20 protein-coding genes are annotated in these 20,588 nt (G+C 71.3%); 5 read left to right on the top strand and 15 right to left on the bottom strand.

The features are described 5' to 3' along the window. Positions 1-15: 15 nt before the first annotated feature. Positions 16-1,230 (bottom strand): glucose-1-phosphate adenylyltransferase, encoded by a 1,215-nt coding sequence (gene glgC, locus AC5Y4Z_RS04295; protein ID WP_499961087.1) that lies wholly within the window; start codon positions 1,228-1,230, stop codon positions 16-18. Between the two features lie 167 nt (positions 1,231-1,397). On the opposite strand from glgC, the gene glgA reads away from it, so the two are divergent. Continuing rightward, positions 1,398-2,561, top strand: coding sequence for a glycogen synthase (gene glgA, locus AC5Y4Z_RS04290; protein WP_499961086.1), 1,164 nt, complete (start codon positions 1,398-1,400; stop codon positions 2,559-2,561). A gap of 7 nt (positions 2,562-2,568) precedes the next feature. Here the strand turns inward: glgA and AC5Y4Z_RS04285 are convergent, their stop codons facing one another. The 7 genes from AC5Y4Z_RS04285 to log form a co-directional block, all read right to left on the bottom strand. Beyond that, positions 2,569-2,736 carry a DUF3117 domain-containing protein gene (locus AC5Y4Z_RS04285; protein ID WP_003406247.1) on the bottom strand — a complete coding sequence of 56 codons (168 nt, stop codon included), beginning with the start codon at positions 2,734-2,736 and terminating at the stop codon, positions 2,569-2,571. Positions 2,737-2,913: 177 nt separating this feature from the next. Further along, a complete protein-coding gene (locus tag AC5Y4Z_RS04280) occupies positions 2,914-3,495 on the bottom strand; it encodes a DNA-3-methyladenine glycosylase I (protein ID WP_499961085.1) in 582 nt (193 codons plus the stop codon). Beyond that, a complete protein-coding gene (locus tag AC5Y4Z_RS04275; protein WP_499961084.1) occupies positions 3,492-3,860 on the bottom strand; it encodes a DivIVA domain-containing protein in 369 nt (122 codons plus the stop codon). The genes AC5Y4Z_RS04280 and AC5Y4Z_RS04275 overlap by 4 nt, the downstream gene beginning before the upstream one ends. A gap of 35 nt (positions 3,861-3,895) precedes the next feature. Then, entirely contained in the window at positions 3,896-4,876 is a 981-nt protein-coding gene (locus tag AC5Y4Z_RS04270; protein WP_499961083.1) for a glucosyl-3-phosphoglycerate synthase, read from the bottom strand. Next, positions 4,873-5,697 carry a dihydropteroate synthase gene (folP, locus tag AC5Y4Z_RS04265; RefSeq protein ID WP_499961813.1) on the bottom strand — a complete coding sequence of 275 codons (825 nt, stop codon included), beginning with the start codon at positions 5,695-5,697 and terminating at the stop codon, positions 4,873-4,875. The genes AC5Y4Z_RS04270 and folP overlap by 4 nt, the downstream gene beginning before the upstream one ends. Before the next feature lie 142 nt (positions 5,698-5,839). Beyond that, on the bottom strand, positions 5,840-7,624 hold the full coding sequence (fadD6, locus tag AC5Y4Z_RS04260; RefSeq protein ID WP_499961082.1) for a long-chain-acyl-CoA synthetase FadD6: 1,785 nt from the start codon (positions 7,622-7,624) through the stop codon (positions 5,840-5,842). A gap of 31 nt (positions 7,625-7,655) precedes the next feature. After that, a complete protein-coding gene (gene log / locus AC5Y4Z_RS04255; protein ID WP_499961081.1) occupies positions 7,656-8,219 on the bottom strand; it encodes a cytokinin riboside 5'-monophosphate phosphoribohydrolase in 564 nt (187 codons plus the stop codon). 61 nt (positions 8,220-8,280) lie between these two features. Between log and AC5Y4Z_RS04250 the strand changes: the two genes are divergently transcribed. Both AC5Y4Z_RS04250 and AC5Y4Z_RS04245 read left to right on the top strand, forming a co-directional pair. Then, positions 8,281-10,413: an AAA family ATPase gene (locus AC5Y4Z_RS04250; protein WP_499961080.1), complete on the top strand. Its 2,133-nt coding sequence runs from the start codon at positions 8,281-8,283 to the stop codon at positions 10,411-10,413. Positions 10,414-10,503: 90 nt separating this feature from the next. Then, on the top strand, positions 10,504-12,000 hold the full coding sequence (locus AC5Y4Z_RS04245) for a cellulase family glycosylhydrolase (protein WP_499961079.1): 1,497 nt from the start codon (positions 10,504-10,506) through the stop codon (positions 11,998-12,000). Between the two features lie 3 nt (positions 12,001-12,003). Here AC5Y4Z_RS04245 and AC5Y4Z_RS04240 read toward each other — a convergent pair whose 3' ends face one another. The 3 genes from AC5Y4Z_RS04240 to dapE are packed head-to-tail and all read right to left on the bottom strand — an operon-like array spanning position 12,004 to position 13,748. Next, positions 12,004-12,399 (bottom strand): type II toxin-antitoxin system VapC family toxin, encoded by a 396-nt coding sequence (locus AC5Y4Z_RS04240; protein WP_499961078.1) that lies wholly within the window; start codon positions 12,397-12,399, stop codon positions 12,004-12,006. 3 nt (positions 12,400-12,402) lie between these two features. Beyond that, positions 12,403-12,651, bottom strand: a complete 249-nt coding sequence (locus AC5Y4Z_RS04235) for a type II toxin-antitoxin system Phd/YefM family antitoxin (RefSeq protein WP_499961077.1) — start codon at positions 12,649-12,651, stop codon at positions 12,403-12,405. 32 nt (positions 12,652-12,683) lie between these two features. Continuing rightward, on the bottom strand, positions 12,684-13,748 hold the full coding sequence (gene dapE, locus AC5Y4Z_RS04230; RefSeq protein WP_499961076.1) for a succinyl-diaminopimelate desuccinylase: 1,065 nt from the start codon (positions 13,746-13,748) through the stop codon (positions 12,684-12,686). A 91-nt stretch (positions 13,749-13,839) separates the two neighbouring features. Between dapE and dapD the strand changes: the two genes are divergently transcribed. Next, on the top strand, positions 13,840-14,793 hold the full coding sequence (gene dapD / locus AC5Y4Z_RS04225) for a 2,3,4,5-tetrahydropyridine-2,6-dicarboxylate N-succinyltransferase (RefSeq protein ID WP_499961075.1): 954 nt from the start codon (positions 13,840-13,842) through the stop codon (positions 14,791-14,793). On the opposite strand, the gene AC5Y4Z_RS04220 is transcribed toward dapD, so the two are convergent. The 3 genes from AC5Y4Z_RS04220 to AC5Y4Z_RS04210 form a co-directional block, all read right to left on the bottom strand. After that, a complete protein-coding gene (locus AC5Y4Z_RS04220; RefSeq protein WP_499961811.1) occupies positions 14,790-16,052 on the bottom strand; it encodes an MFS transporter in 1,263 nt (420 codons plus the stop codon). The genes dapD and AC5Y4Z_RS04220 overlap by 4 nt on opposite strands. Positions 16,053-16,250: 198 nt before the next feature. After that, the gene (locus AC5Y4Z_RS04215) at positions 16,251-17,663 is read right to left on the bottom strand and encodes an acyl-CoA synthetase (protein WP_499961074.1); all 1,413 of its coding nucleotides are present in this window, start codon (positions 17,661-17,663) and stop codon (positions 16,251-16,253) included. A 110-nt stretch (positions 17,664-17,773) separates the two neighbouring features. Further along, complete coding sequence (locus AC5Y4Z_RS04210; RefSeq protein WP_499961073.1) at positions 17,774-18,682, bottom strand: alpha/beta fold hydrolase; 909 nt, start codon at positions 18,680-18,682, stop codon at positions 17,774-17,776. A gap of 160 nt (positions 18,683-18,842) precedes the next feature. On the opposite strand from AC5Y4Z_RS04210, the gene AC5Y4Z_RS04205 reads away from it, so the two are divergent. After that, positions 18,843-19,100 (top strand): hypothetical protein, encoded by a 258-nt coding sequence (locus AC5Y4Z_RS04205; RefSeq protein ID WP_499961072.1) that lies wholly within the window; start codon positions 18,843-18,845, stop codon positions 19,098-19,100. Positions 19,101-19,107: 7 nt separating this feature from the next. Here AC5Y4Z_RS04205 and AC5Y4Z_RS04200 read toward each other — a convergent pair whose 3' ends face one another. After that, on the bottom strand, positions 19,108-20,556 hold the full coding sequence (locus tag AC5Y4Z_RS04200) for an aldehyde dehydrogenase family protein (protein WP_499961071.1): 1,449 nt from the start codon (positions 20,554-20,556) through the stop codon (positions 19,108-19,110). Positions 20,557-20,588 lie beyond the last annotated feature (32 nt).

Below are 20,588 nucleotides of genomic sequence, written 5' to 3'. Positions count from 1 at the left end.
GTACGCCGAGCGGTATTAAATCCAGACGCCCTTGCCGACGGCGACCACGCCGCCGGCGCTGATCGCGAAACGCTCGCGGTCCTTCTCCAAGTCCACCCCGACCATCTCGCCGGGGCCGACGACGACGTTCTTGTCCAGGATCGCGTGGCGCACCACCGCGCCGCGGCCGACCCGGGCGCCCGGCATGATCACGCTGCCCTCCACGATCGCGCCGTCGTCGACGACGACGTTCGACGACAGCACCGAGTTGCGCACCGAGGCCGCCGAGATGATGCTGCCGGCGCCCACCACCGACTCCTGGGCCGAGCCGCCGTTGACGAACTTGGCCGGCGCCAGGTTCTCCGACTCGCCACGGATCGGCCAGCGCTTGTTGTAGAGGTTGAACACCGGATGCACCGACACCAGGTCCATGTGCGCGTCGTAGAACGCGTCCAGCGTCCCGACGTCGCGCCAGTAGCCGCGGTCGCGGTCGGTGGCGCCGGGCACCTCGTTGTCGGAAAAGTCGTAGACCGAGGCCATCCCGTCGGCCACCAGCCGCGGGATGATGTCGCCGCCCATGTCGTGATCGGAATGGTCGTCGTCGGCGTCGGCGCGGATCGCGTCGACGAGCACCTTGGTGGTGAAGATGTAGTTGCCCATCGACACGAACGTCTGCGCGGGGTCGTCCGGGGTCCCCGGCGGCTCCAGCGGCTTCTCCACGAAATCGCGGATGCGGCCGGACTCGTCGGAGTCGATGCAGCCGAACGCCGAGGCCTCGGCGCGCGGCACCCGGATGCCGGCCACCGTCGCGCCGGCGCCGCTGTCGATGTGGTAGCGGACCATCTGCTCGGGATCCATCCGGTAGACGTGGTCGGCACCGAAAACGACTAGGTAGTCGGGATCTTCGTCGTAGATCAGGTTGAGCGACTGATAGATCGCGTCGGCCGAGCCGGTGTACCAGCGCGGGCCGAGGCGCTGCTGGGCCGGCACCGGCGTGATGTACTCCCCCGCCAGGCCGGACAGCCGCCAGTTCTGCGAAATGTGGCGGTCGAGCGAATGCGACTTGTATTGGGTCAGAACGCAGATCCGCAAATAGCGGGCGTTGACGAGGTTGGACAGGACGAAGTCGATCAGCCGGTAGGCGCCCCCGAAGGGAACGGCGGGTTTGGCGCGGTCCGCGGTCAGAGGGTACAGCCGCTTGCCCTCCCCGCCGGCCAGGACAATGCCCAGCACGTGTGGCGCTTCCCTCATGGCTCCAAACTATCGGCCGCCGCCAACCGCTGCCAGCGGAAACCGGCGTGCCCGCTGGGCTGACGGGATTGTCATTCAATGTGTTTGGCGTGATTCAGGACCCGATTCATCCATTATTGCCCACCTCCCACTCGCGCGCCGCCGTGACATCCAACTACCGTGCGGATATGCGGGTGGCGATGATGACCCGGGAGTACCCGCCCGAGGTCTACGGCGGGGCGGGGGTACACGTCACCGAACTCGTCGCCCAGCTGCGCCGGCTGTGCGCGGTCGACGTGCACTGCATCGGCGCACCCCGCCCGGACGCCTTCGCGCAGCAGCCTGACCCGCGCATGCCCGGCGCCAACCCGGCGCTGGCCGCGCTGTCGGCGGACCTGATGATGACCAACGCCGCGTCGGCGGCGACCGTCGTGCATTCGCACACCTGGTACACCGGCCTGGCCGGGCACCTGACCGCGTTGCTCTACGACATCCCGCACGTGCTGACCGCCCATTCGCTCGAGCCGCTGCGGCCGTGGAAGGCCGAACAGCTCGGCGGCGGCTACCGGATCTCGACGTGGGTGGAGCGGACGGCGGTGCTGGCCGCCGACGCCGTCATCGCCGTCAGCGCGGCGATGCGCGAGGACATCCTGCGCGTCTACCCGACGCTGGACCCGAGCCTGGTGCACGTCATCCGCAACGGGGTCGACGCCAGCGTCTGGCATCCCGCCGGCCCGGGGGAATCCGGGTCCGTGCTGGCCGAACTCGGCGTCGATCGGCAACGGCCCATCGTGGCGTTCGTCGGGCGCATCACCCGGCAGAAGGGCGTCGCCCACCTGGTGGCGGCCGCGCACCGGCTGGCCCCCGGGGTGCAGCTGGTGCTGTGCGCCGGCGCGCCCGACACCCCGGAGCTGGCCGAGGAGGTCGGCGCCGCGATCGCCGAGCTGGCCCGCGGCCGCGACGGGGTGTTCTGGATCCGCGACATGCTGCCCATCGCGGAGATACGCGAAATAGTCTCGGCGGCAACGGTTTTCGTTTGCCCGTCGGTGTATGAGCCGTTGGGGATCGTGAACCTCGAGGCGATGGCGTGCGCGACGGCGGTGGTGGCCTCCGACGTCGGCGGCATCCCCGAGGCGGTCGCCGACGGCGTGACGGGGTCGCTGGTGCACTACGACGCCGACGACCCGATCGGTTTCGAGGCCGGACTGGCCGACGCGGTCAACGAGCTGGTCGCCGACCCGGACAAGGCGAAGCGCTACGGCGAGGCGGGACGCCAGCGCTGCATCGAGGACTTCTCGTGGGCGCAGGTTGCCGAGCAGACGCTGGAGATCTATCGGAAGGTGCGCGCGTAAGCCGCAGTTAGCTGGTGACGCCCTTGAGTTCGTCACCCAGGGCGGCGGCTTCGTCGGGCGTCAGCTCGACGACCAGCCGACCGCCTCCCTCGAGCGGTACCCGCATCACGATGCCGCGCCCCTCCTTGGTCGCTTCCAAAGGACCGTCTCCGGTACGGGGCTTCATCGCCGCCATCGAGTGCTCCCTCCAGATTCGAGCTGGCCCGGCTTCGCGGACCTGGTCGGCGCCGAGCATGCCCCGCCAGTGGATTCCCAGCCATACCCGACGTTGAAGTGCCAAATCACCCCCCCATTGTTCCCTATCCGGGTCGGCAGGAACACAAAGACCCGTTTCTGGTCACTCAGCGGGCCGTCAGAGCGGGTTTGCGGGCACCCAGCAATCGCGCAGATGGTCGTCGACCATGCCCGTTGCCTGCATCAGCGCATAGGCGGTGGTCGGCCCGACGAACCGGAAACCGCGCCGTTTCAGCTCCTCGGCCATGGCCTTCGATTCGTCGGTGGCCGAGGGGATTTCGGACGCGTCGGCGGGGCGGGCCCGCCGCGACGGCGCGAACGACCACAGCAGCTTGGACAGGTCCTCGGTGGAGCCCAGCTCGGCGGCGGCGCGGGCGTTGGCGATCGTGGCGTCGATCTTGGCCCGGTTGCGCACGATTCCGGTGTCCGCCATCAGCCGCGCCACGTCGGCGTCGGTGTAGCCGGCGACGGTCTCGATGTCGAACCCGTCGAACGCGCGCCGGAAGTTCTCCCGTTTGCGCAGGATGATCAGCCACGACAGCCCGCTCTGGAAGGCCTCGAGGCTCATCCGCTCGAACAGCGCCACCCCGTCGCGCAGGGGCCGACCCCATTCCTGGTCGTGGTAGTCGCGGTACATCTGGAAGTCCGGCCCGGGCCGAATGCCCGCCCAGCCGCACCGGATCAGCCCGTCGTCGCTCACATTGAGTCCTGACGATCTTCGCCGTCCTCCGGTTCCACCGGATCGCGTTCGCCCGCGGTTTCGGCCACCGACGCGGCGTGCACCTCCGAGACCGAAGCCAGCTGGCCGCGCAGCGCCTCGAGCTCGCGGGCGAGCCGGTCCAGCACCCAGTCCACCTCGCTGGTCTTGTAGCCGCGCAGCACCTGGGTGAACTTCACCGCGTCGACGTCGGCGCCGGTGACGCCGTAGGCGGGCAGCACGGTCGCGGTCGTCCCGCGCGGCAACGGCGGCAGCTGCTCGCCGCGACCGAACAGCAGGCTGGCCGCGCCGAACAGCACGATCGCCACCAGGACCAGCACGACCAGGTACAGCAACACCAACGCCACGCGTTCGATATTGCCCTATACCCCCGACACTCCGATCAGCGTGGCCGCACGCCGTTCATCGGCGGGCGGTCATCGAGGGAGACCGGCGACGTCTGGGCGACGTAGCCGGCCGGCCCGTCGGCGAAGAACTGGGTCAGCCCGACCCCGGAGTCGGGGATCCCGCAGCGCGACAACAGCGTCGCGATGACCTGGCGGCTCATCGCGCCCAGCTCGGCCAGCGGCCGGTTGCGATGCGCCCGCACGCCGAGGTTGACCTGGGCGATCGCGTCCAGGCCCAGCCGGTCGAAGGTGTCCACCAACAGGCCGATCTCCACGCCGTAGCCCGGGGCGAACGGCAGCGACGTCAGCAGCTCCCGGCTGGCCGCGTACTCGCCGCCGAGCGGCTGCAGGATGCAGCCCAGCTCCGGGCGCAGCGCCGCGAGCAGCGGCCGGGCCACCAGCTCGGTCACCCGCCCGCCGCCGGTGGCGCCCGCGCCGCCGCCCGCGTCGCCGACCGCCAGCGGCCGCCGGTAGAAGCTCTTGACCAGGTGGATGCCGTCACCGGTGAGCAGCGGGGCCACCAGCCACGGCACGAACATCGGGTGCGGGTTGATCAGGTCCGAGTCGACGAACACGACGATGTCGCCGGTGGTGGCCGCCAGCGAGCGCCACAGCGCCTCGCCCTTGCCGGGCCGGGTGGGCACCTCGGGCAGCGCCTGTTCGCGGCTGACGACGCGGGCGCCCGCGGCGATGGCGCGGATCTCGGTGTCGTCGGTCGAGCCGGAGTCCAGCACGATCAGCTCGTCGACCAGGCCTCCAGAGTCCCGGACGAGCGGCGAGATGCTCTCGATCACCGACTCGACGGTGGCTTCCTCGTTGAGGGCCGGCAGCACCACCGAGATCGTCCGCCCGGCCTTGGCGTCCTCCAGCTCGCCGACCGACCAGGCGGGACGGCTCCAGGTGCGGTCGGACAGCCACACGTCGCCGGGCCGCGCGGCCAGCACGCCCGCTTCGGCGAGGTCCACCAGCTCGGTCATGCCAGCCCCCGCACCGTGCGCGCCGGCGGCCGCGTGCCCTGGATCGAGGACACCATCTCCAGCACCCGGCGGGTGGCCGCGACCTGGTGCACCCGAAACATCCGGACGCCGGCCGCCGCCGCCAGCGCGGTGGCCGCCAGCGTTCCCTCGAGGCGTTCGGTCAATTCCACACCCAGAGTCTCCCCGACGAAGTCCTTGTTGCTCAAAGCGAGCAGCACCGGCCACCCGGTCTTAACGAGATCGTCGACATGGCGCAACAAGGCCAGGCCGTGGAAGGTGTTCTTGCCGAAGTCGTGGGCGGGGTCGATCAGGATCCGGTCGCGGGCCACGCCGGCCGCGACCGCCCGCTGCGCCGCGGCGGTGACCTGGCGGATGACGTCGTCGACCACCCCGCGCGTGGCGGTCCCGTAGCTCACCCGGAACGGCCGGGTGCGCGGCAGGGCGCCGCCGGTGTGCGAACACACCAGGCCGGCGCCGAACTCGGCGGCCACCTCGGGTAGGCCCGGGTCGATGCCGGCCCAGGTGTCGTTGATCAGGTCCGCGCCGGCCGCGCAGGCCACCTTCGCCACCCGCGAGCGCCAGGTGTCGACGCTGATCAGCTGGTCGGGGTAGGCGCCGCGCAGCCATTCGATGAACGGCACCAGCCGGGCGATCTCGGTGTCCTCGTCGACGGCCTCGCCCGGGCCCGCCTTGACGCCGCCGACGTCGACGACGTCGGCGCCCTCGGCGATGGCGCGGTGGGCGGCGTCCCGGGCGGCCTCGTCGCTGAAGGTCGCACCCCGGTCGTAGAACGAGTCGGGCGTGCGGTTGACGATCGCCATGATCAGCGGGCGATCCCCGGCGACCGGCCGGCCGCAGAGCGTCGAGTGCACGCGTCTATGGTGCCTGGTCACATCCACGAGTGTGCGGCCAGCCGCACCCTGGGCACCGAACGTGCGGCCTGCCGCGCACTCGGCGCAGGCGTCAACCCTGCGGGCGCTTGCCCTCGGCCACCTCGTCGGGATATCCGTCGTAGTACGGCACGTAGCCCTCGTCGCGGCCGGCCAGCACGTACAGCGGATCCTTGATGTCGGGGCCGTAGGCCTGCTCGCGCAGCTCCACCTTGCGGCTCTTGAACGTCGACGTGTGCTCCAGCGACTGCACCACCCGCACGAACAACGGCAGCGCGTAGGCGGGCAGCTGACCGTACACGGCGCCGGCCAGGGACTTGCCGTCGAACTCCGCGCCGTCGCGCAGCTGGACCGCGGCCATCCCGGCGCGCCCGCCGGTGCGCGGGATCTCCACGCCGAACACCGTGCACTCCTCGACGGAGGGGTCGGAGGCCAGCGCCGCCTCGACCTGGGTGGTGGCGACGTTCTCGCCCTTCCACCGGAACGTGTCGCCGAGACGGTCGACGAACGCGGCGTGCCCCAGGCCCTGCGGGCTCATCACGTCACCGGAGTTGAACCAGCAGTCGCCCTCACGAAAAGCGTTGCGCACCAACTTCTTTTCGCTCGACTCCTTATCGGTGTAGCCGTCGAAGGGCTGCAGCTTGTTGACCGGGCTGAGCAGCAGCCCGGGCTGGCCGGCCGGCACCCGGCGCACCCGCCCGCTCTCGTCGCGCAGCGGCTGGCCGGTGTCGGGGTCGTACTCCACGTAGGCCAGCGGCATCGGGAAGATGCCGGTGGTGCGCGGCACGTTGAACACGTTGATGAACGCGGTGTTGCCCTCGCTGGAGGCGTAGAACTCGCAGACGCGCGCGATCCCGAACCGCTCGGTGAACTCGTCCCAGATCTCCGGGCGCAGCCCGTTGCCGGCGATCAGCCGCACCTTGTGCGCGCGGTCGGTTGGCTTGCGCGGCTGGTTGAGCAGATAGCGGCAGATCTCGCCGATGTAGATGAACGCCGTGGCGTCGTAGGCGATCACCTCGTCCCAGAACTTCGACGCCGAGAACGACCGGCCCAGCGCCAGCGTCGCCCCGGAGTTGATCACCGACGACAGCGCCACCGTCAGCGCGTTGTTGTGGTACAGCGGCAGGCAGCTGTACAGCGTGTCGGAGCTCTTCAGCCGCAACCCGATCCCGCCGAACGCGGCCAGCGCCTTCAGCCACCGCAGGTGCGTCATCACGCTGGCCTTGGGGTAACCCGTCGTGCCCGAGGTGAAGATGTAGAACGCGGTGTCGCGCGCCCGCACCGCCGACACCGACGCCGGGTTGGTGGCCGGCGCGCTCTCGGCGAAGCGCTCCAGGTCCTCGACGGTCAGCGTCTCGGTGGCGCCCGCGCCGCCGCACTCGGCCACGGCGCTGACCAGGTCGGTCTCCGAGATCAACACCTTGGCGTCCAGCAGGCCCAGGCTGTGGGCCAGCACGTCGCCGCGCTGGTGGTAGTTGAGCATGCCGGCGACGGCCCCGCACTTGACCGCGGCCAGCATCGACAGCACCGCGTGCGGCGAGTTGCGCAGCATGATCGCGACGACGTCGCCGCTGCCGACCCCGCGCGCGGCCAGCACCGCCGCATACCGGTTGGCCGCGGCGTTGGCGTCGCGGTAGGTCAGCTGCTGATCGCCGAACCGCAGAAAGACCCGGTCGCCGTAGCGGGCGGCGCGGTCTTGGAAGACGCTGCCGATCGACCGGTGCGAGCCCGGCTGGGCCAGCAGCCCGGTCATCATGCCGCGCACGATCGCCGGCGTGTCGGCCAGGACACCCGGCACCCGCGCCGCGATGTCGGCCAGCCGGACCGCGGTGCGCGCTCCCCCGTCGTGATCGGACAATTGGACCCTCGATTCCCCTTCGACGCCGCCCTCAGGCGGGGGCGCACGCCTCCACTGCGGCACCCACCTTATCGACCAGGATCAAACGGTCCATCGCTGCTTGGGTGACGTATCCGCGGTCGAGCAGCCCGCACAGCCACAGCCACAGGCCCTCGTAGTGCCCGAAGGGGTCGAGCAGGACCACGGGTTTGTCGTGCACGCCGAGGAAACCGGTGGTCCAGGCGTCGAACAGCTCGTCCAGGGTGCCGACGCCGCCGGGCAGCACGACGAACGCGTCGGCGCGGTCCTCCATGATCTGCTTGCGCTCGTGCATGGTGTCGCTGACGATCAGCTCGTCGGCCGCGGTGTCGGCGACCTCGAGGCGCATCAGGTGCTGCGGGATGACGCCGACGGTCCGCCCGCCCCGGGCGCGCGCCGCGCTGGCCACCGCGCCCATCGCCGAAACCCGGCCGCCGCCCCAGACCAGCGTCCAGCCGCGCTCGGCGATCGCCTCGCCGAGTTCCGAAGCGACGCCGAGCAATTCGGGATGCTCGGGGCCCGACGCGCAGTACACGCACACCGCCCACGGCGGCGCGGGATCGTTGGGCGCGGGCATACCACGAAAGGTAGACCAAGCCGGGTGCGGCCCGCACGCCGCGCGCAATAAAATCCGGCTGGTGCCGATTCGTTGGAACGTCCCGCAGCACGAAGCGGAGTTGCAGCGGCTGGGCGACGCCCTGGCGGCCGGGCGGGGCGCCGTCGTCCTGGGCCCCGACGGCTGCGGCAAATCCACGCTGGCCCGGCTGGCCGCCGAGGGCTACGGCCGCGCGCACCCGGCCACGCTCGTCCGCTGGGTCACCGGCACCCCGACCGAGCGCGCCGTCCCGTTCGGCGCCTTCAGCCACCTCGTTGCGATCACCGACATCGGCAAGCCCGCGGCGCTGCTGCGGGCGGCCCGGGCCTCGCTGGGCGCCCGGCAGGACGAGCTGCTGCTGGTCGTCGACGACGCCCACGAGCTGGACGTCCTGTCCGCCACGCTGGTGTACCAGCTGGCGCTGGCCGGCGGCGCCCGGATGATCGTCACCGCCCGCGCTGACACCGCGCCCGAGGCCATCGCCGCGCTGTGGACCGACGGCCTGCTGCAGCGCATCGACATCGAGGCGCCCGGCGGCGCGACCACACCCGGTGAGGTCGACGCGTTCATCGCCGGGTTGCCGGGCCCGGCGCGGGCGGTGCTCGACTACCTCGCCGTCGCCGAGCCGCTGTCGCTGGCCGGCCTGACCGCCCTCGCCGGCGACGGCGCCGTCGCCGCGGCCGAGGAGCTGGGGGCCGCCGAAACCCGGGAGCGCGGCGGCGGGGATCCGGTCGTGTACACCGCGCACCCGCTGTTCGCCGAGCGGGCGCGCGCCGCGCTCGGCGCCGACGAGGCGCGACGACGGCGCACCGACGTCGTCGAGCTGCTGTCGGCGCGGCCGACCGAGCGCCTCAGCGACCGGCTGCGGCTGGCGTCGCTGGCACTGGACAGCGACGCCCCCCAGCGCGCCGCCGACGTCGTCGCCGCCGCGCAGCAGGCGCTGCGGCTGGGCGACCTCGCGCTCGGCGAGCGGCTGGCCCGCTCGGCGCTGCAGCGCTCCGGCGGCCTGGCGGCGCGGCTGGCGCTGGCCCACGCGCTGGGCTGGCAGGGCCGCGGCCGCGAGGCCGACGCCGTGCTGGCCGGGGTCGACTCCGCGGCGCTGGCCGAGCCGGCGCTGATGGACTGGGCGCTGCTGCGCGCGGCCAACCAGTTCTGGATGCTCAGCGAACCGGAGCGGGCCACCGCGTTTTTGCGCACCATCCGGGGTCGGGTCTCCGACGCCGGGCCGCGCCTGACCCTCGACGCGCTGAGCGCCACCTTCGCGATGAACGCGGGCAACGTCGCCTACGCGGTCAAGGTCGCCGGCGAGGTGCTGGGCTCCCCGGCGGCCGACGAGCAGGCGGTGGCCTGGGCGGCCAGCGCGTCGGCGCTGTGCGCGGCGCGGCAGGGACGATTCGGCGACGTCGAACCGCTGGCGCAGCGCGCCCTGGCCGCCGAACATCCCGGGTTGCTGCGCTTCACCATCGGGCTCGGGCAGACCACCGCGCTGGTGATGGCCGGGCGGCTCGACGCCGCGCGCGAAATGGCCCAGCAGTTCACCGATTTCGCCGAACTGCAGCAGCCCGGCCGCGCGATCGGCGAGGTGTTGCTGGCACACGTGCTGATCGCCGACGGCGAATTCGCCCGGGCCGCAGCGCTGCTCGCCCCCGCGGCCGCCACCCTGGAGCGCACCGGCTACTCGTGGGGCCCGCTGTCGCTGACGCTGCTGGCCACCGCGCTGGGCCAGCAGGGCGACACCGCCGCCGCGGCGAAGGCCCTGAGCCGCGCGGAATCCCGGCACGGGACCAAGTCGGCGCTGTTCGCCCCGGAGCTCGGTGTGGCGCGGGCGTGGCGGCTGGCCCTGATGCGCGACGCGCACGGCGCGGTGGCCGCCGCCCGCGACGCCGCCCGAACCGCCGAACGCGGCGGGCAGTCCGCCGCGGCGCTGCGCGCCTGGCACGAGGCCGTCCGCCTCGGCGACACTCGCGCGGTCGATCCGCTGGCCCGGCTGTGCGACGAAATCGACTGCGCGGTCGGCAGGCTCGCGCTCGCCCACGCCCGCGCGCTGGCCGCCGGCGACGAGGCCGGGCTGCGCGCGGTGTCCGACGAGCTCTCGGCGGCCGGGCTGCGCGCGGCCGCCGCCTCGGCACGTTCAGCGGCCGACGCGCAGGCGCGCCGCATTGTGCGCGAACCGTGACACCGCCGTGCCACCGCGGTGACCATGACGCCTCACTGTTTCCCAGAGTGATTTCGCTAGCCGAATTCACCTGGGGGCTATGGAGGCACGATGCGTACCCGCCCTTCGCGCGCGGCCGCCCTGCTCGCCGCCGGCCTGCTGATCGCCGCGCTGAGCACTGACGCGTCCTCGGTCGTCGCGCCGCCGGCCGCGCGGGCGGCGGCCACCGGGCCGACGCTGCCGCTCGGCCATGTCGGGCGGTGGCTGACCGACACCGACGGGCGCGTCGTCGTCCTGCACGGGCTCAACCACGTGTACAAGGTGCCGCCGTACGAGCCGTCGGCCGACGGGTTCGGCGACGACGACGCGGCCTTCCTGCAGGCCAACGGCTTCAACGCGATGCGGGTCGGGGTCATCTGGGCCGCGGTGGAGCCGCAGCCGCTCAGCTACGACGACAACTACCTCACCTCGATCGCGCAGACGGTGGCGACGCTGGCCTCGCACGGCATCGTCAGCCTGCTCGACTTCCACCAGGACCTCTACAACGAGGCGTTCCAGGGCGAGGGCGCGCCGGCCTGGGCGGTGCAGACCGCGGGGCTGCCCAACCCGCAGTTGGGCTTTCCCGGCAACTACTTCCTCAACCCGGCCGAGGAGCACGCCTGGCACGCCTTCTGGAGCGACGCCCCGGGGCCCGACGGGATCGGGCTGCAGGACCACTACGCGCGGGCCTGGGCGCACGTCGCGTCGTTCTTCCGCGGCAACCCAGGGGTTTTCGGCTACGAGGTGATCAACGAGCCGTGGCCCGGCTTCATCTGGGAGGGCTGCTTCAACCCGATCCTGGGCTGCCCGCTGCAGGACCACAAGCTGACCGTGTTCTACCGCAAGGTGGTGCCGACGATCCGTGCCGCCGACCCGACCACGCTGGTGTTCTACGAGCCGAACACATTGTTCGCCGAGGGCATTCACACCGACGTCGGACACGTCGTCGACCCGAGCACCGGGTTCACCTTCCACGACTACTGCGCCATCGAATCGGTGTTGCAGAAAAACATCGGCTGCCGCTTCGAGGATGGCCTCACGATCACCAACGCGAGCCTGTATGCCGACTTCATGCACATCCCGCCGCTGCTGACGGAGTTCGGCGCGACCGACGACCTGAGCAACCTCGCCGAGGTGATGCGCCACACCGACCGTCACCGGATGGGCTGGTTCGAGTGGGCCTACACCGGCAACGACAAGACCAGCTCGTCGCCGAACGGGCAGGCGTTGGTCTTCGACCCCAGCCAGCCCCCGACCGGCGCCAACGTCAACACCGCCAAGCTGGCCGTGCTCGCCGCGCCCTACCCGCAGGTGATCGCCGGAACGCCCAGGGATTGGTCGTTCCGGGGCGGGGTCTTTCGGCTGTGCTACTCGACCCTGCGGGTCGACCGCGCGGCCCGCTTCTCCCCCGCCGCGCAGACGCTCGTCTCGGTGCCGCCGATCGAGTATCCGAACGGATACCACGTGAGCGTGACTGGCGGACAGGTGGTTTCGCCGCCCAACGCCCCCGTTTTGGCCGTCGTGGCCAACGCGGGCGCCGACACCGTCGACGTCACCGTGACGCCCTGACGCTCAGATCGCAACGACGCGGACGAGGCCGTCCAGCCCCGCGAAGTCATCGCCGTTACGGGTGTAGAGATCGAGGCGGTTGGCATGAGCCGTCGCCGCGACGAGCAGGTCGGCGAAACGGCTGCGCGGCTTCCTTCCTTCGCGGACGACGGCCGCGACGACGAGCCCATAGCTGCGTGCGGCGCCCGCGTCGAACGGAATCGGCTCGAGTATCGATTCGACCTCTTGCAGCCGAGCCTGCCGCTTCGAAGCTTCCACCGCGTCCGCCGCCAGAAGCGGGCCGGCGGCCAATTCGGCGGCGGTGATCGCGGAGATCGCGATCTCGTCGGGCAGGGCTGCGACGACGGTCGGGTCGTGCCAATCGACGACCACCGAGGTATCGAGAATGCCCGACGACACGTTCTACAGTCCTTGATCGATCGACCGGTCGAGGTCCGCGCGGAACTGACGATGGTCGATACGGACCGCGGCACGCGCCAGTGCCGCGACGTCATCGCGGGAGACGAAAGTATGACGACCGGCGCGAACCGGGCGAAGCTCAGCCACCGGTTCGCCATTTCGGGTGACGACGAAAGTCTCACCGGCGGTTACCGCTTCGATCACCTTCGCGTTCTCATTGCGCAGTTCACGTTGGGCGATGGTGCGGACCATCCACCAACCGTAGCAAAATGTGCTACGTCCGGCTACGACGCCAAATACCGCCGCAGCATCTCCACCGCGGCGGTGATGTTGGCGACGGGCACCCGCTCGTCGCGCGTGTGCGCCAGGTTGGGATCGCCCGGCCCGAAGTTGACCGCGGGGATGCCCAGCGCGGCGAACCGCGCCACGTCGGTCCAGCCGTACTTGGCGCGCACCCGCCCGCCGGCCGCCTCGACCAGTGCCTTGGCGGCGGGCTGGGACAGGCCGGGCAGCGCGCCGGCCGCGGCGTCGGTCAGCTCGATGGCCACGTCGAGCCCGTCGAACACCTCATGCACGTGGTGCAGCGCGGCATCCACCGAACGGTCCGGCGCGAAGCGGAAGTTGACCGTCACCGAGGCGGCGTCGGGGATCACGTTGCCGGCCACGCCGCCCTCGACGCGCACCGCCGACAATCCCTCGCGGTACTGGCAGCCGTCGATGTCGACGGCGCGCGCGGGGTAAGAGGCCAGCCGGTCCAGGACCGCGCCCAGCTTGTGAATTGCGTTGTCGCCCAACCACGGTCGGGCCGAGTGGGCGCGGGTCCCGGCGGCGCTGATCACCACGCGCAGCGTGCCCTGGCATCCCGCCTCGATGAAACCGGCGGTCGGCTCGCCCAGGATCGCCACGTCGGCGGACAGCCAATCGGGCAGCTCCCGCTCGATGCGGCCCAAACCGTTTGCGGCCGCGTCGATTTCCTCGCAGTCGTAGAACACCAGCGTCAGGTCGTGCACCGGCTCGGCCACGGTGGCGGCCAGGTGCAGAAAGACCGCGTCGCCGGATTTCATGTCGGCGGTGCCGCAGCCGTACAAATCGCCACCCGCCAGGCGACTGGGCAGGTTTTCCGCCACGGGCACGGTGTCGAGGTGCCCGGCCAGCAGCACCCGCGTCGGCCGGCCCAGCGCCGTGCGGGCCAGCACGGCGTCGCCGTTGCGGACGATCTCGAAGCCGGACGTCTGGGCCCTTAGAGCGGCCTCCACCTCGTCGGCCAGGCGCGCCTCGTTGCGCGATTCGCTGGGGATGTCGACAAGCGCCGCCGTCAGGTCGACGGGATCGCCACGTAGGTCCAGCACGTGCTCACCCTACTTCGGCGAGCAGACAGAGAATCGCACTACCGGTGGCTCCGGGATGCGATTCTGCGTCTGCTCGGCGAGCAAAGTAGCCTTGTCGAACGTGACTGGAGCTGCAGGTATCGGGCTGGCGACGCTGGCCTCCGACGGGTCGGTGCTCGACACGTGGTTTCCCGCACCGGAACTGACCGAGGCGGGCACGAGCGCCACGACCAGGCTCGCGCTGTCGGACGTGCCGCCGGAGTTGGCCGCGCTGGTCGGCCGCGACGACGACCGCGGCACCGAGACCATCGCGGTGCGCACGGCCATCGGCTCGCTGGACGAGGTGGCCGCCGACGCCTACGACGCCTACCTGCGATTGCATCTGCTCTCGCACCGATTGGTGGCGCCGCACGGGCTGAACGCCGGCGGCTTGTTCGGGGTATTGACCAATGTCGTGTGGACTAATCGCGGGCCCTGCGCGATCGAGGGTTTCGAGGCCGTGCGGGCCCGGCTGCGCCGGCACGGGCCGGTGGCCGTCTACGGCGTCGACAAGTTCCCTCGGATGGTCGACTACGTCCTGCCGACCGGCGTGCGCATCGCCGACGCCGACCGGGTGCGCCTCGGCGCCCACCTGGCGCCGGGGACGACCGTGATGCACGAGGGTTTCGTCAACTACAACGCCGGCACCCTGGGCGCCTCGATGGTCGAGGGGCGCATCTCCGCCGGCGTGGTGGTGGGCGACGGCACGGACATCGGCGGCGGGGCGTCGATCATGGGCACGCTGTCCGGCGGTGGCACGCAAGTGATTTCGCTCGGCAAGCGGTGCCTGCTCGGCGCCAACGCGGGCGTGGGCATCTCGCTGGGCGACGACTGCGTCGTCGAGGCCGGCCTGTACGTCACCGCGGGCACCAAGGTCACCATGCCCGACGGCAAAGCGGTCAAGGCCCGCGAGCTCTCCGGCGCCAATAACCTGTTGTTCCGGCGCAATTCGGTCACCGGGGCCGTCGAGGTGGTGGCCCGCGACGGTCAGGGCATCGCGCTGAACGAGGACCTGCACGCCAACTAGACGCCCAGCGCCGTCCCGTTGGTCTCGGGCAGCAGGTAGGTGCACATCAGGCTGACCACCGTGAGGGTGGCCAGCATCAGGCCGATCGCCCAGCTGCCGTAGGTGGCCAGCAGCGTCCCGGCGATCAGCGGCGGCGAGGCGCTGCCGACGAGGCCGGCGATGTTTTGCGCCAGCGCCACCCCGCTGTAGCGGTAGCGGGTGGCGAACAGCTCGGGGATGAACGCCGCCGTCGGACCCGAACCCACGGCCGCGACCGCGCACATGCCCACGATCGCCACCGCGTAGCCGACGGGTTTGCCGGTGTTCAGCAGCGGCATCACCGCGAACGACCACAGCAGGCAGCCGGTCCAGCCCACCAGCATCAGGCGCCGGCGCCCGAGCCGGTCGCTCAGGATCGCCGACGTCGCCATGAACGTCATGCTCGCGAAGCCGCCCAGCGCGCCGACGAACCAGATGAAGTTGCGCGAATACCCCAGGTGGGAGTGGGCGTAGACGGCCAGGTAGGTGTTGGCCATGTAGATGAAGCCCAGCGCGCCCAGGATGGCGCCGGCGGCCAGCGCGATCTCGCGCCGTTGCAGCCGCAGCAGCTCGGCGATCGGGGCCTTCGGGACCAGCTCGCGCGCCTTCTCCTCGGCGAACACCGGGGTCTCCTCGATGTTCAGCCGCACGTACAGGGCCAGGCCGACCAGCGCCGCGCTGAGCAGGAACGGCACCCGCCACCCCCACTGCAGAAACGCCGGGCTGTCCTCGCCGATGGTGAGGTTCACGCCCAGGAAGGTCGTGCTGCTCAGCACGGCCGCGGTGCCGCCGCCCATCAGGGTGAACATGCCGTAGCGGCCCCGCCGGTCGTCCGGCGCGTATTCGGCGCTCAGCAGCGTCGACCCGGCCCATTCGCCGCCCACGGCGAAGCCCTGCAGCAGCCGCAGCGCGACCAGGATCAGCGGGGCGGCCGCCCCGATCGCCCCGGTGCTGGGGACCAGGCCCACGCTCACCGTCGACAGGCCCATGATCAGCAGGGTGGCGACCAGGGTCTTCTTGCGGCCCAGCCGGTCGCCGAAGTACCCGAACACCGCCGCGCCCAGCGGCCGGGACAAGAACGCCGTCGCGAACGTCCCCATCGAGGCGATCGTCGCGGTCGCGGGGCGCAGGTGGGGGAAGAACACCGTCGGGAACACCAGCGCCGCGGCGGTGCCGTAGATCAGGAAGTCGTAGAACTCGATCGCCGAGCCGACGAGGCAGGCGGCCGCGACCCGCCGCATCGGGGTGGTGCCGGCCACCAGGGTTGAGTTCACCCGTACGACGGTAGGTGACGGTTTGCGGTCGCGCCCGCGAGAGAACCTGGCAACATCCTGCGTGTCGCGGCGCTGCCCCGCCTCCGCGCGAGCGGCCGCGTCTGTACGGGGACACGCCGCAAAACGTGTGCATTTGGGGACGCTCGCGGCCCGGGGACCGACTCTTCAGCCGTCGGCCAGCAGCTGCTTCTTGAGCACCTTGCCCATCGCATTGCGGGGCAGCTCCTGCACCAGCCGCACCTCGCGGGGCCGCTTGTGGATCGAAAGCTCCCGGGCGACGTGCTCGATCAGCTCGTCGGCGTTCAGGCCCGACGCGCCGACGACGAAGGCGACGATGCGCTGGCCCAGGTCCTCGTCGGGCAGCCCGACGACGGCGGCCTCCTGCACGCCGGGGTGGCCCAGCAGCGACGTTTCGATTTCACCCGCGCCGATGCGGTAGCCGCCGGACTTGATCAGGTCGACGGACTCGCGCCCGACGATGCGGTGCATGCCGCCCGAGTCGACGACGGCGACGTCGCCGGTGCGATACCAGCCGTCGGCGGCGAAGGCCTCGGCGGTCGCCTCGGGCCGATTCAGGTAGCCGTCGAACATCGTCGGGCCCCGAACCTGAAGGCGCCCAACGGTTTCCCCGTCGTCGGGCACGGGGTTGTCGTTGTCGTCGAGCAGCCTGGTCTGCACGCCGGCCAGCGGCAGGCCCACCCAGCCGGCGCGGCGCTCGCCGTCGGCGCGGGTGGAGATGGTGATGAGTGATTCCGAGGTGCCGTACCGCTCGATGGGCTGGTGCCCGGTGAGCGCGGCCAGCCGGTCGAACACCGGCACCGGCAGCGGCGCGCTGCCGGACACCAGCAGCCGCGCCGGGCGCAGCGCCTCGGCCGCCGAAGCGTCGGCCACGATCCGCGACCACACGGTGGGCACCCCGAAATACAGCGTGCCGCCCGCCTCGGCATAAAGAGCGGGGGCCGGTTTTCCGGTGTGCACGAAGCGATTTCCGACGCGCAGCGACCCGAGCAGTCCCAGCACCAGGCCGTGCACGTGGAACAGCGGCAGGCCGTGCACCAGCACGTCGTCGGGCGTCCACTGCCAGGCCTCGGCCAGCGCGTCGAGGTCGGCGGCGATCGCCCGGCGGCTCAGTTGCACACCCTTGGGCAGGCCGGTGGTGCCCGAGGTGTAGATGATCATCGCGGTCGCGTCGGGCGACGGCTCGGCGTAGCGGTGCCAGGAGCGGGCGTGCAGCCGAACAGGGATGTGCGGCAACCCTTCTGGATCTTCCGGCAGCGGGCCGAGCCACGCGTGCGCTCCGGAGTCGGTGAGCATGTGCCGGCGCTCGGCCACGCCGACGTCGGAGGGCACCGGGACGAACGGCACGCCGGCGATCAGGCAGCCGGTGATCGCCAGCACCGTCGCCGCGGTCGGCGTGGCCAGCACCGCCACCCGCCGCGCGCCGGCCACCCGTTCGGCCACCGACGTGGCCGCGCCGACCAGGTCACTGCGGCTCAGCGTGACACCGTCGATGCGCACCGCGTCACCGACGTCGGCGGCGCCGATGACTCCGGCGGGGTTCAGCGAGGCGAGCAGCACCCGAGCAGGTTACCCAGCGCTCATGCCCGCTCGTTCGCCGAGCGTGCAGCTGCTGCGAAAAAATCGCGCAAAACTCGCAGTGGCTGCACACTCGGCGCACGCCGGCGACGTCATCCCCGCTCGTCCCAGACCTTCATCAGGGTGGACAGGATCTCCTCGCCGCGGCCGAGCCCGGCCAGATGGCTTTCCTCCGGCAGGTGGAACAGTTCGGCGTCGGGCAGCCGGGACACGACGTGCTCGCCGTGGGCGAACGGGACGATGTGGTCGTGGTCGCCGTGCCACCAGCGGACCGGGACCTTGACCTCCTCGAGCCGGAATCCCCAGTCCCGGGTGAACAGGATGATGTCGTTGAACGGCGCGGCCAGCTGCTTGCGGCTGCCGTTGAGCAGGTCGTCGAGGAACATGGCCCCGAACTCGGGGCGGGTCAGCAGGCGCCGGTCGGCTTCGGGCGAAATCGCGGCGTACAGGTACAGCGCGGGGTTCGCGACCGGGCGGATGGCCCGGACCATCAGGCTGGCGCCGATCCGCAGCGGGTCGCCGCCCAGCCGCAGCAGCGGCGCCACCCGCTTACCCAGGTTCATCAGGCCGCTGGTGATGCCCTCGTCGCCCAGGAACGGCGCGACGCCGCCGAGCACGCCGACGTCCACCACCCGATCGGGCAACACCGCGGCCGACGCCAGGGCGTACGGGCCGCCGCCGGACAGCCCGATGACCGCCATCTTGTCGATGCCGAGCGTGTCCGCGACCGTCCGCAGGTCTTCGCCGAATGCCCGGATGTTCTCGTACCGGTGCGGGGTGGACGAACCGATGCCGGGCCGGTCGATGCCGATCAGGCGGATGTCGTGTTGCTCGGCGTAGACGCGGGCCTCCGTGGGGATCTGCCGGCGCGCGCCGGGGGTGCCGTGCAGCCAGAACACGGCCCGGCCCTGCGGGTCACCGAATTCGGCGAAGCCGAGCTGGCGGTTCTTCCCGACCGCGACGTTGCCTTCGAGCTTGGGGCGGGCGATCTCTAAAGCCATGCCCAAAGCCTTTCACGTCCCGACCGATTGGCGAAAGAAAGGCGGCGTCGCAGCGTAAACCTGGAATCGCCTGTGAGTCTGCTCCGCGGTCACGGTGAACCGTTTTCCCGCTCGGCGGCCCCGGGTAGGCGAACCATATTGACCAATCAGGAGAATTTCAATGGACAACACTTCCCGCCGGATTGTCGACCAGTTTCCCGTCAATCGTCCCCATGCGGGTGAGGCGATGAAGGACCCGGCGCAGATGCCCGGGCTGTTGCTCGTCGCATTCGGTGTCATCGGTGTGGCGATCGGCATCGCCGGACTAGCCAGGCACCACGCATCCTTCGGCGCGGCGGCGGTCGTCGTGGCGGTGGTGGTCGCCGCCGCCGGTTTGAGCTGGGTCGGCCTCGAGCGCAGGCGCATTCACCGCCGCTGAGGCCCGGTCACGCCGGGACCCCGATGGCCTTCACCTCCATGTACTGGTGCAGGCCGGCGATCCCCCCGCTCTCCCGCCCGAACCCGCTCAGCTTGAACCCGCCGAACGGGGCGTCCCCCGGCCCGACGCCGTTGACCGCGACCTGACCGGTGCGCAGGCGGCGGGCGACGCCGACGGCCCGGTCCACGTCGGTGCCCCACACGGCGCCCGACAGCCCGTAGCGCGAGTTGTTGGCGATCGCGACGGCGTCGTCGTCGTCGCGGTAGCGCAGCACCGACAGCACCGGCCCGAACACCTCCTCCTGGGCGATCGCCGAATCGGGGTCGACGCCGGTGAGGATCGTCGGTTCGAAGTAGTAGCCGGCGTCCAGTCCCGCGGGGCGGCCGCCGCCGGTGGCAAGCTTCGCCCCGTCGTCCAGCGCGCCCGCGACGTGCGCCTGCACCCGCTGCTGCTGCGCCGCGCTGATGAGCGGCCCCATCTGGGTCTCCGTGTCCCGGGGGTCGCCGACCTTGACGTCGCGGGCGAGCGCGACGAGGCGGTCGACGACGTCGTCGTGCAGCGAGTCCGGCAGCAGCAGCCGGCTGTGCAGGATGCAGGCCTGTCCGGCGTGCAGCGAGCAGCAGTCGAACAGCATCTGCCGCAGCATCTCGTCGGTCACCTGCGCGTCGTCGAGGACGATGCTGGCCGACTTCCCGCCGCACTCCAGCAGCAGCCGCTTCATGGCGTCGCCCGCGGCGCGCATCACCTCGCAACCGACGGCCGAGCTGCCGGTGAAGCTGATCATGTCGACGCGCGGGTCGGTGGTGAGCAGCCTGGCGGCCTCGACGCTCGACGGCGTGACGACGTTGACCACGCCCGGCGGAATGTCGGTGTGCTCGTGGATGATTCGGGCGAGCACGAGCCCGGCCAGCGGCGTCAGCGGCGACGGCTTGAGCACGACGGTGTTGCCGGCGGCCAGCGCGTTGTTCACCTTCATCACGTTGAGGCAGTGCGGGAAGTTCCACGGCGTCAGGATCGACACCACCCCGAGGGGTTCGCGGCGCAGCAGCGTCGTCCCGGCGCCGATCCCGGTGACCGGCTCGTCGGTGAGCTTCGTGGCGAGCTGGGCCGCGTGCATCGACATGAACCCGGCGCCGTCGATCTGCATCACCCGTTCGTTGGCCACGCAGCCCCACTCCGTCTGCGACAGCGCGAAGAACTCGTCGGCGTGCTTGCCCAGGGCGTCGCCGAGCTGGTTGAGGCAGGCGGCCCGGTCCTCGGGGCTCGCGGTGCGCCACGGCCCGGTGTCGAACGCCCGGCGTGCGGCGGCGATCGCCTCCCCGGTCTGCGCGACGCTCGCGTCGGGCGCGGTGGCGAAGGTTGTCTCGGTGGCCGGGTCGACGTCGTCGTAGCGACCGTCCTCCGGTTCGACCCAGCCGCCGTCGATGTAGAGCCGGTAAGCGTCGACAAGTCCCATCTGATTCCCTCACCCGAACGTCGGTCAGATAA

It is taken from the genome of Mycobacterium sp. NGS63 (genome assembly GCF_059812295.1).
Note: the sequence above shows the minus strand (reverse complement) of the source record. Positions and strands in the feature narration are given on the sequence as shown.

Coding starts and splice junctions, on each gene's coding strand:
- glgC (WP_499961087.1), bottom strand. CDS start 1,230: ATGAGGGAAGCGCCACACGTGCTGGGCATTGTCCTGGCCGGCGGGGAG.
- glgA (WP_499961086.1), top strand. CDS start 1,398: ATGCGGGTGGCGATGATGACCCGGGAGTACCCGCCCGAGGTCTACGGC.
- AC5Y4Z_RS04285 (WP_003406247.1), bottom strand. CDS start 2,736: ATGGCGGCGATGAAGCCCCGTACCGGAGACGGTCCTTTGGAAGCGACC.
- AC5Y4Z_RS04270 (WP_499961083.1), bottom strand. CDS start 4,876: ATGACCGAGCTGGTGGACCTCGCCGAAGCGGGCGTGCTGGCCGCGCGG.
- folP (WP_499961813.1), bottom strand. CDS start 5,697: ATGGCGATCGTCAACCGCACGCCCGACTCGTTCTACGACCGGGGTGCG.
- log (WP_499961081.1), bottom strand. CDS start 8,219: ATGCCCGCGCCCAACGATCCCGCGCCGCCGTGGGCGGTGTGCGTGTAC.
- AC5Y4Z_RS04245 (WP_499961079.1), top strand. CDS start 10,504: ATGCGTACCCGCCCTTCGCGCGCGGCCGCCCTGCTCGCCGCCGGCCTG.
- AC5Y4Z_RS04235 (WP_499961077.1), bottom strand. CDS start 12,651: ATGGTCCGCACCATCGCCCAACGTGAACTGCGCAATGAGAACGCGAAG.
- AC5Y4Z_RS04220 (WP_499961811.1), bottom strand. CDS start 16,052: ATGCGGCGGGTCGCGGCCGCCTGCCTCGTCGGCTCGGCGATCGAGTTC.
- AC5Y4Z_RS04210 (WP_499961073.1), bottom strand. CDS start 18,682: ATGGCTTTAGAGATCGCCCGCCCCAAGCTCGAAGGCAACGTCGCGGTC.
- AC5Y4Z_RS04205 (WP_499961072.1), top strand. CDS start 18,843: ATGGACAACACTTCCCGCCGGATTGTCGACCAGTTTCCCGTCAATCGT.
- AC5Y4Z_RS04200 (WP_499961071.1), bottom strand. CDS start 20,556: ATGGGACTTGTCGACGCTTACCGGCTCTACATCGACGGCGGCTGGGTC.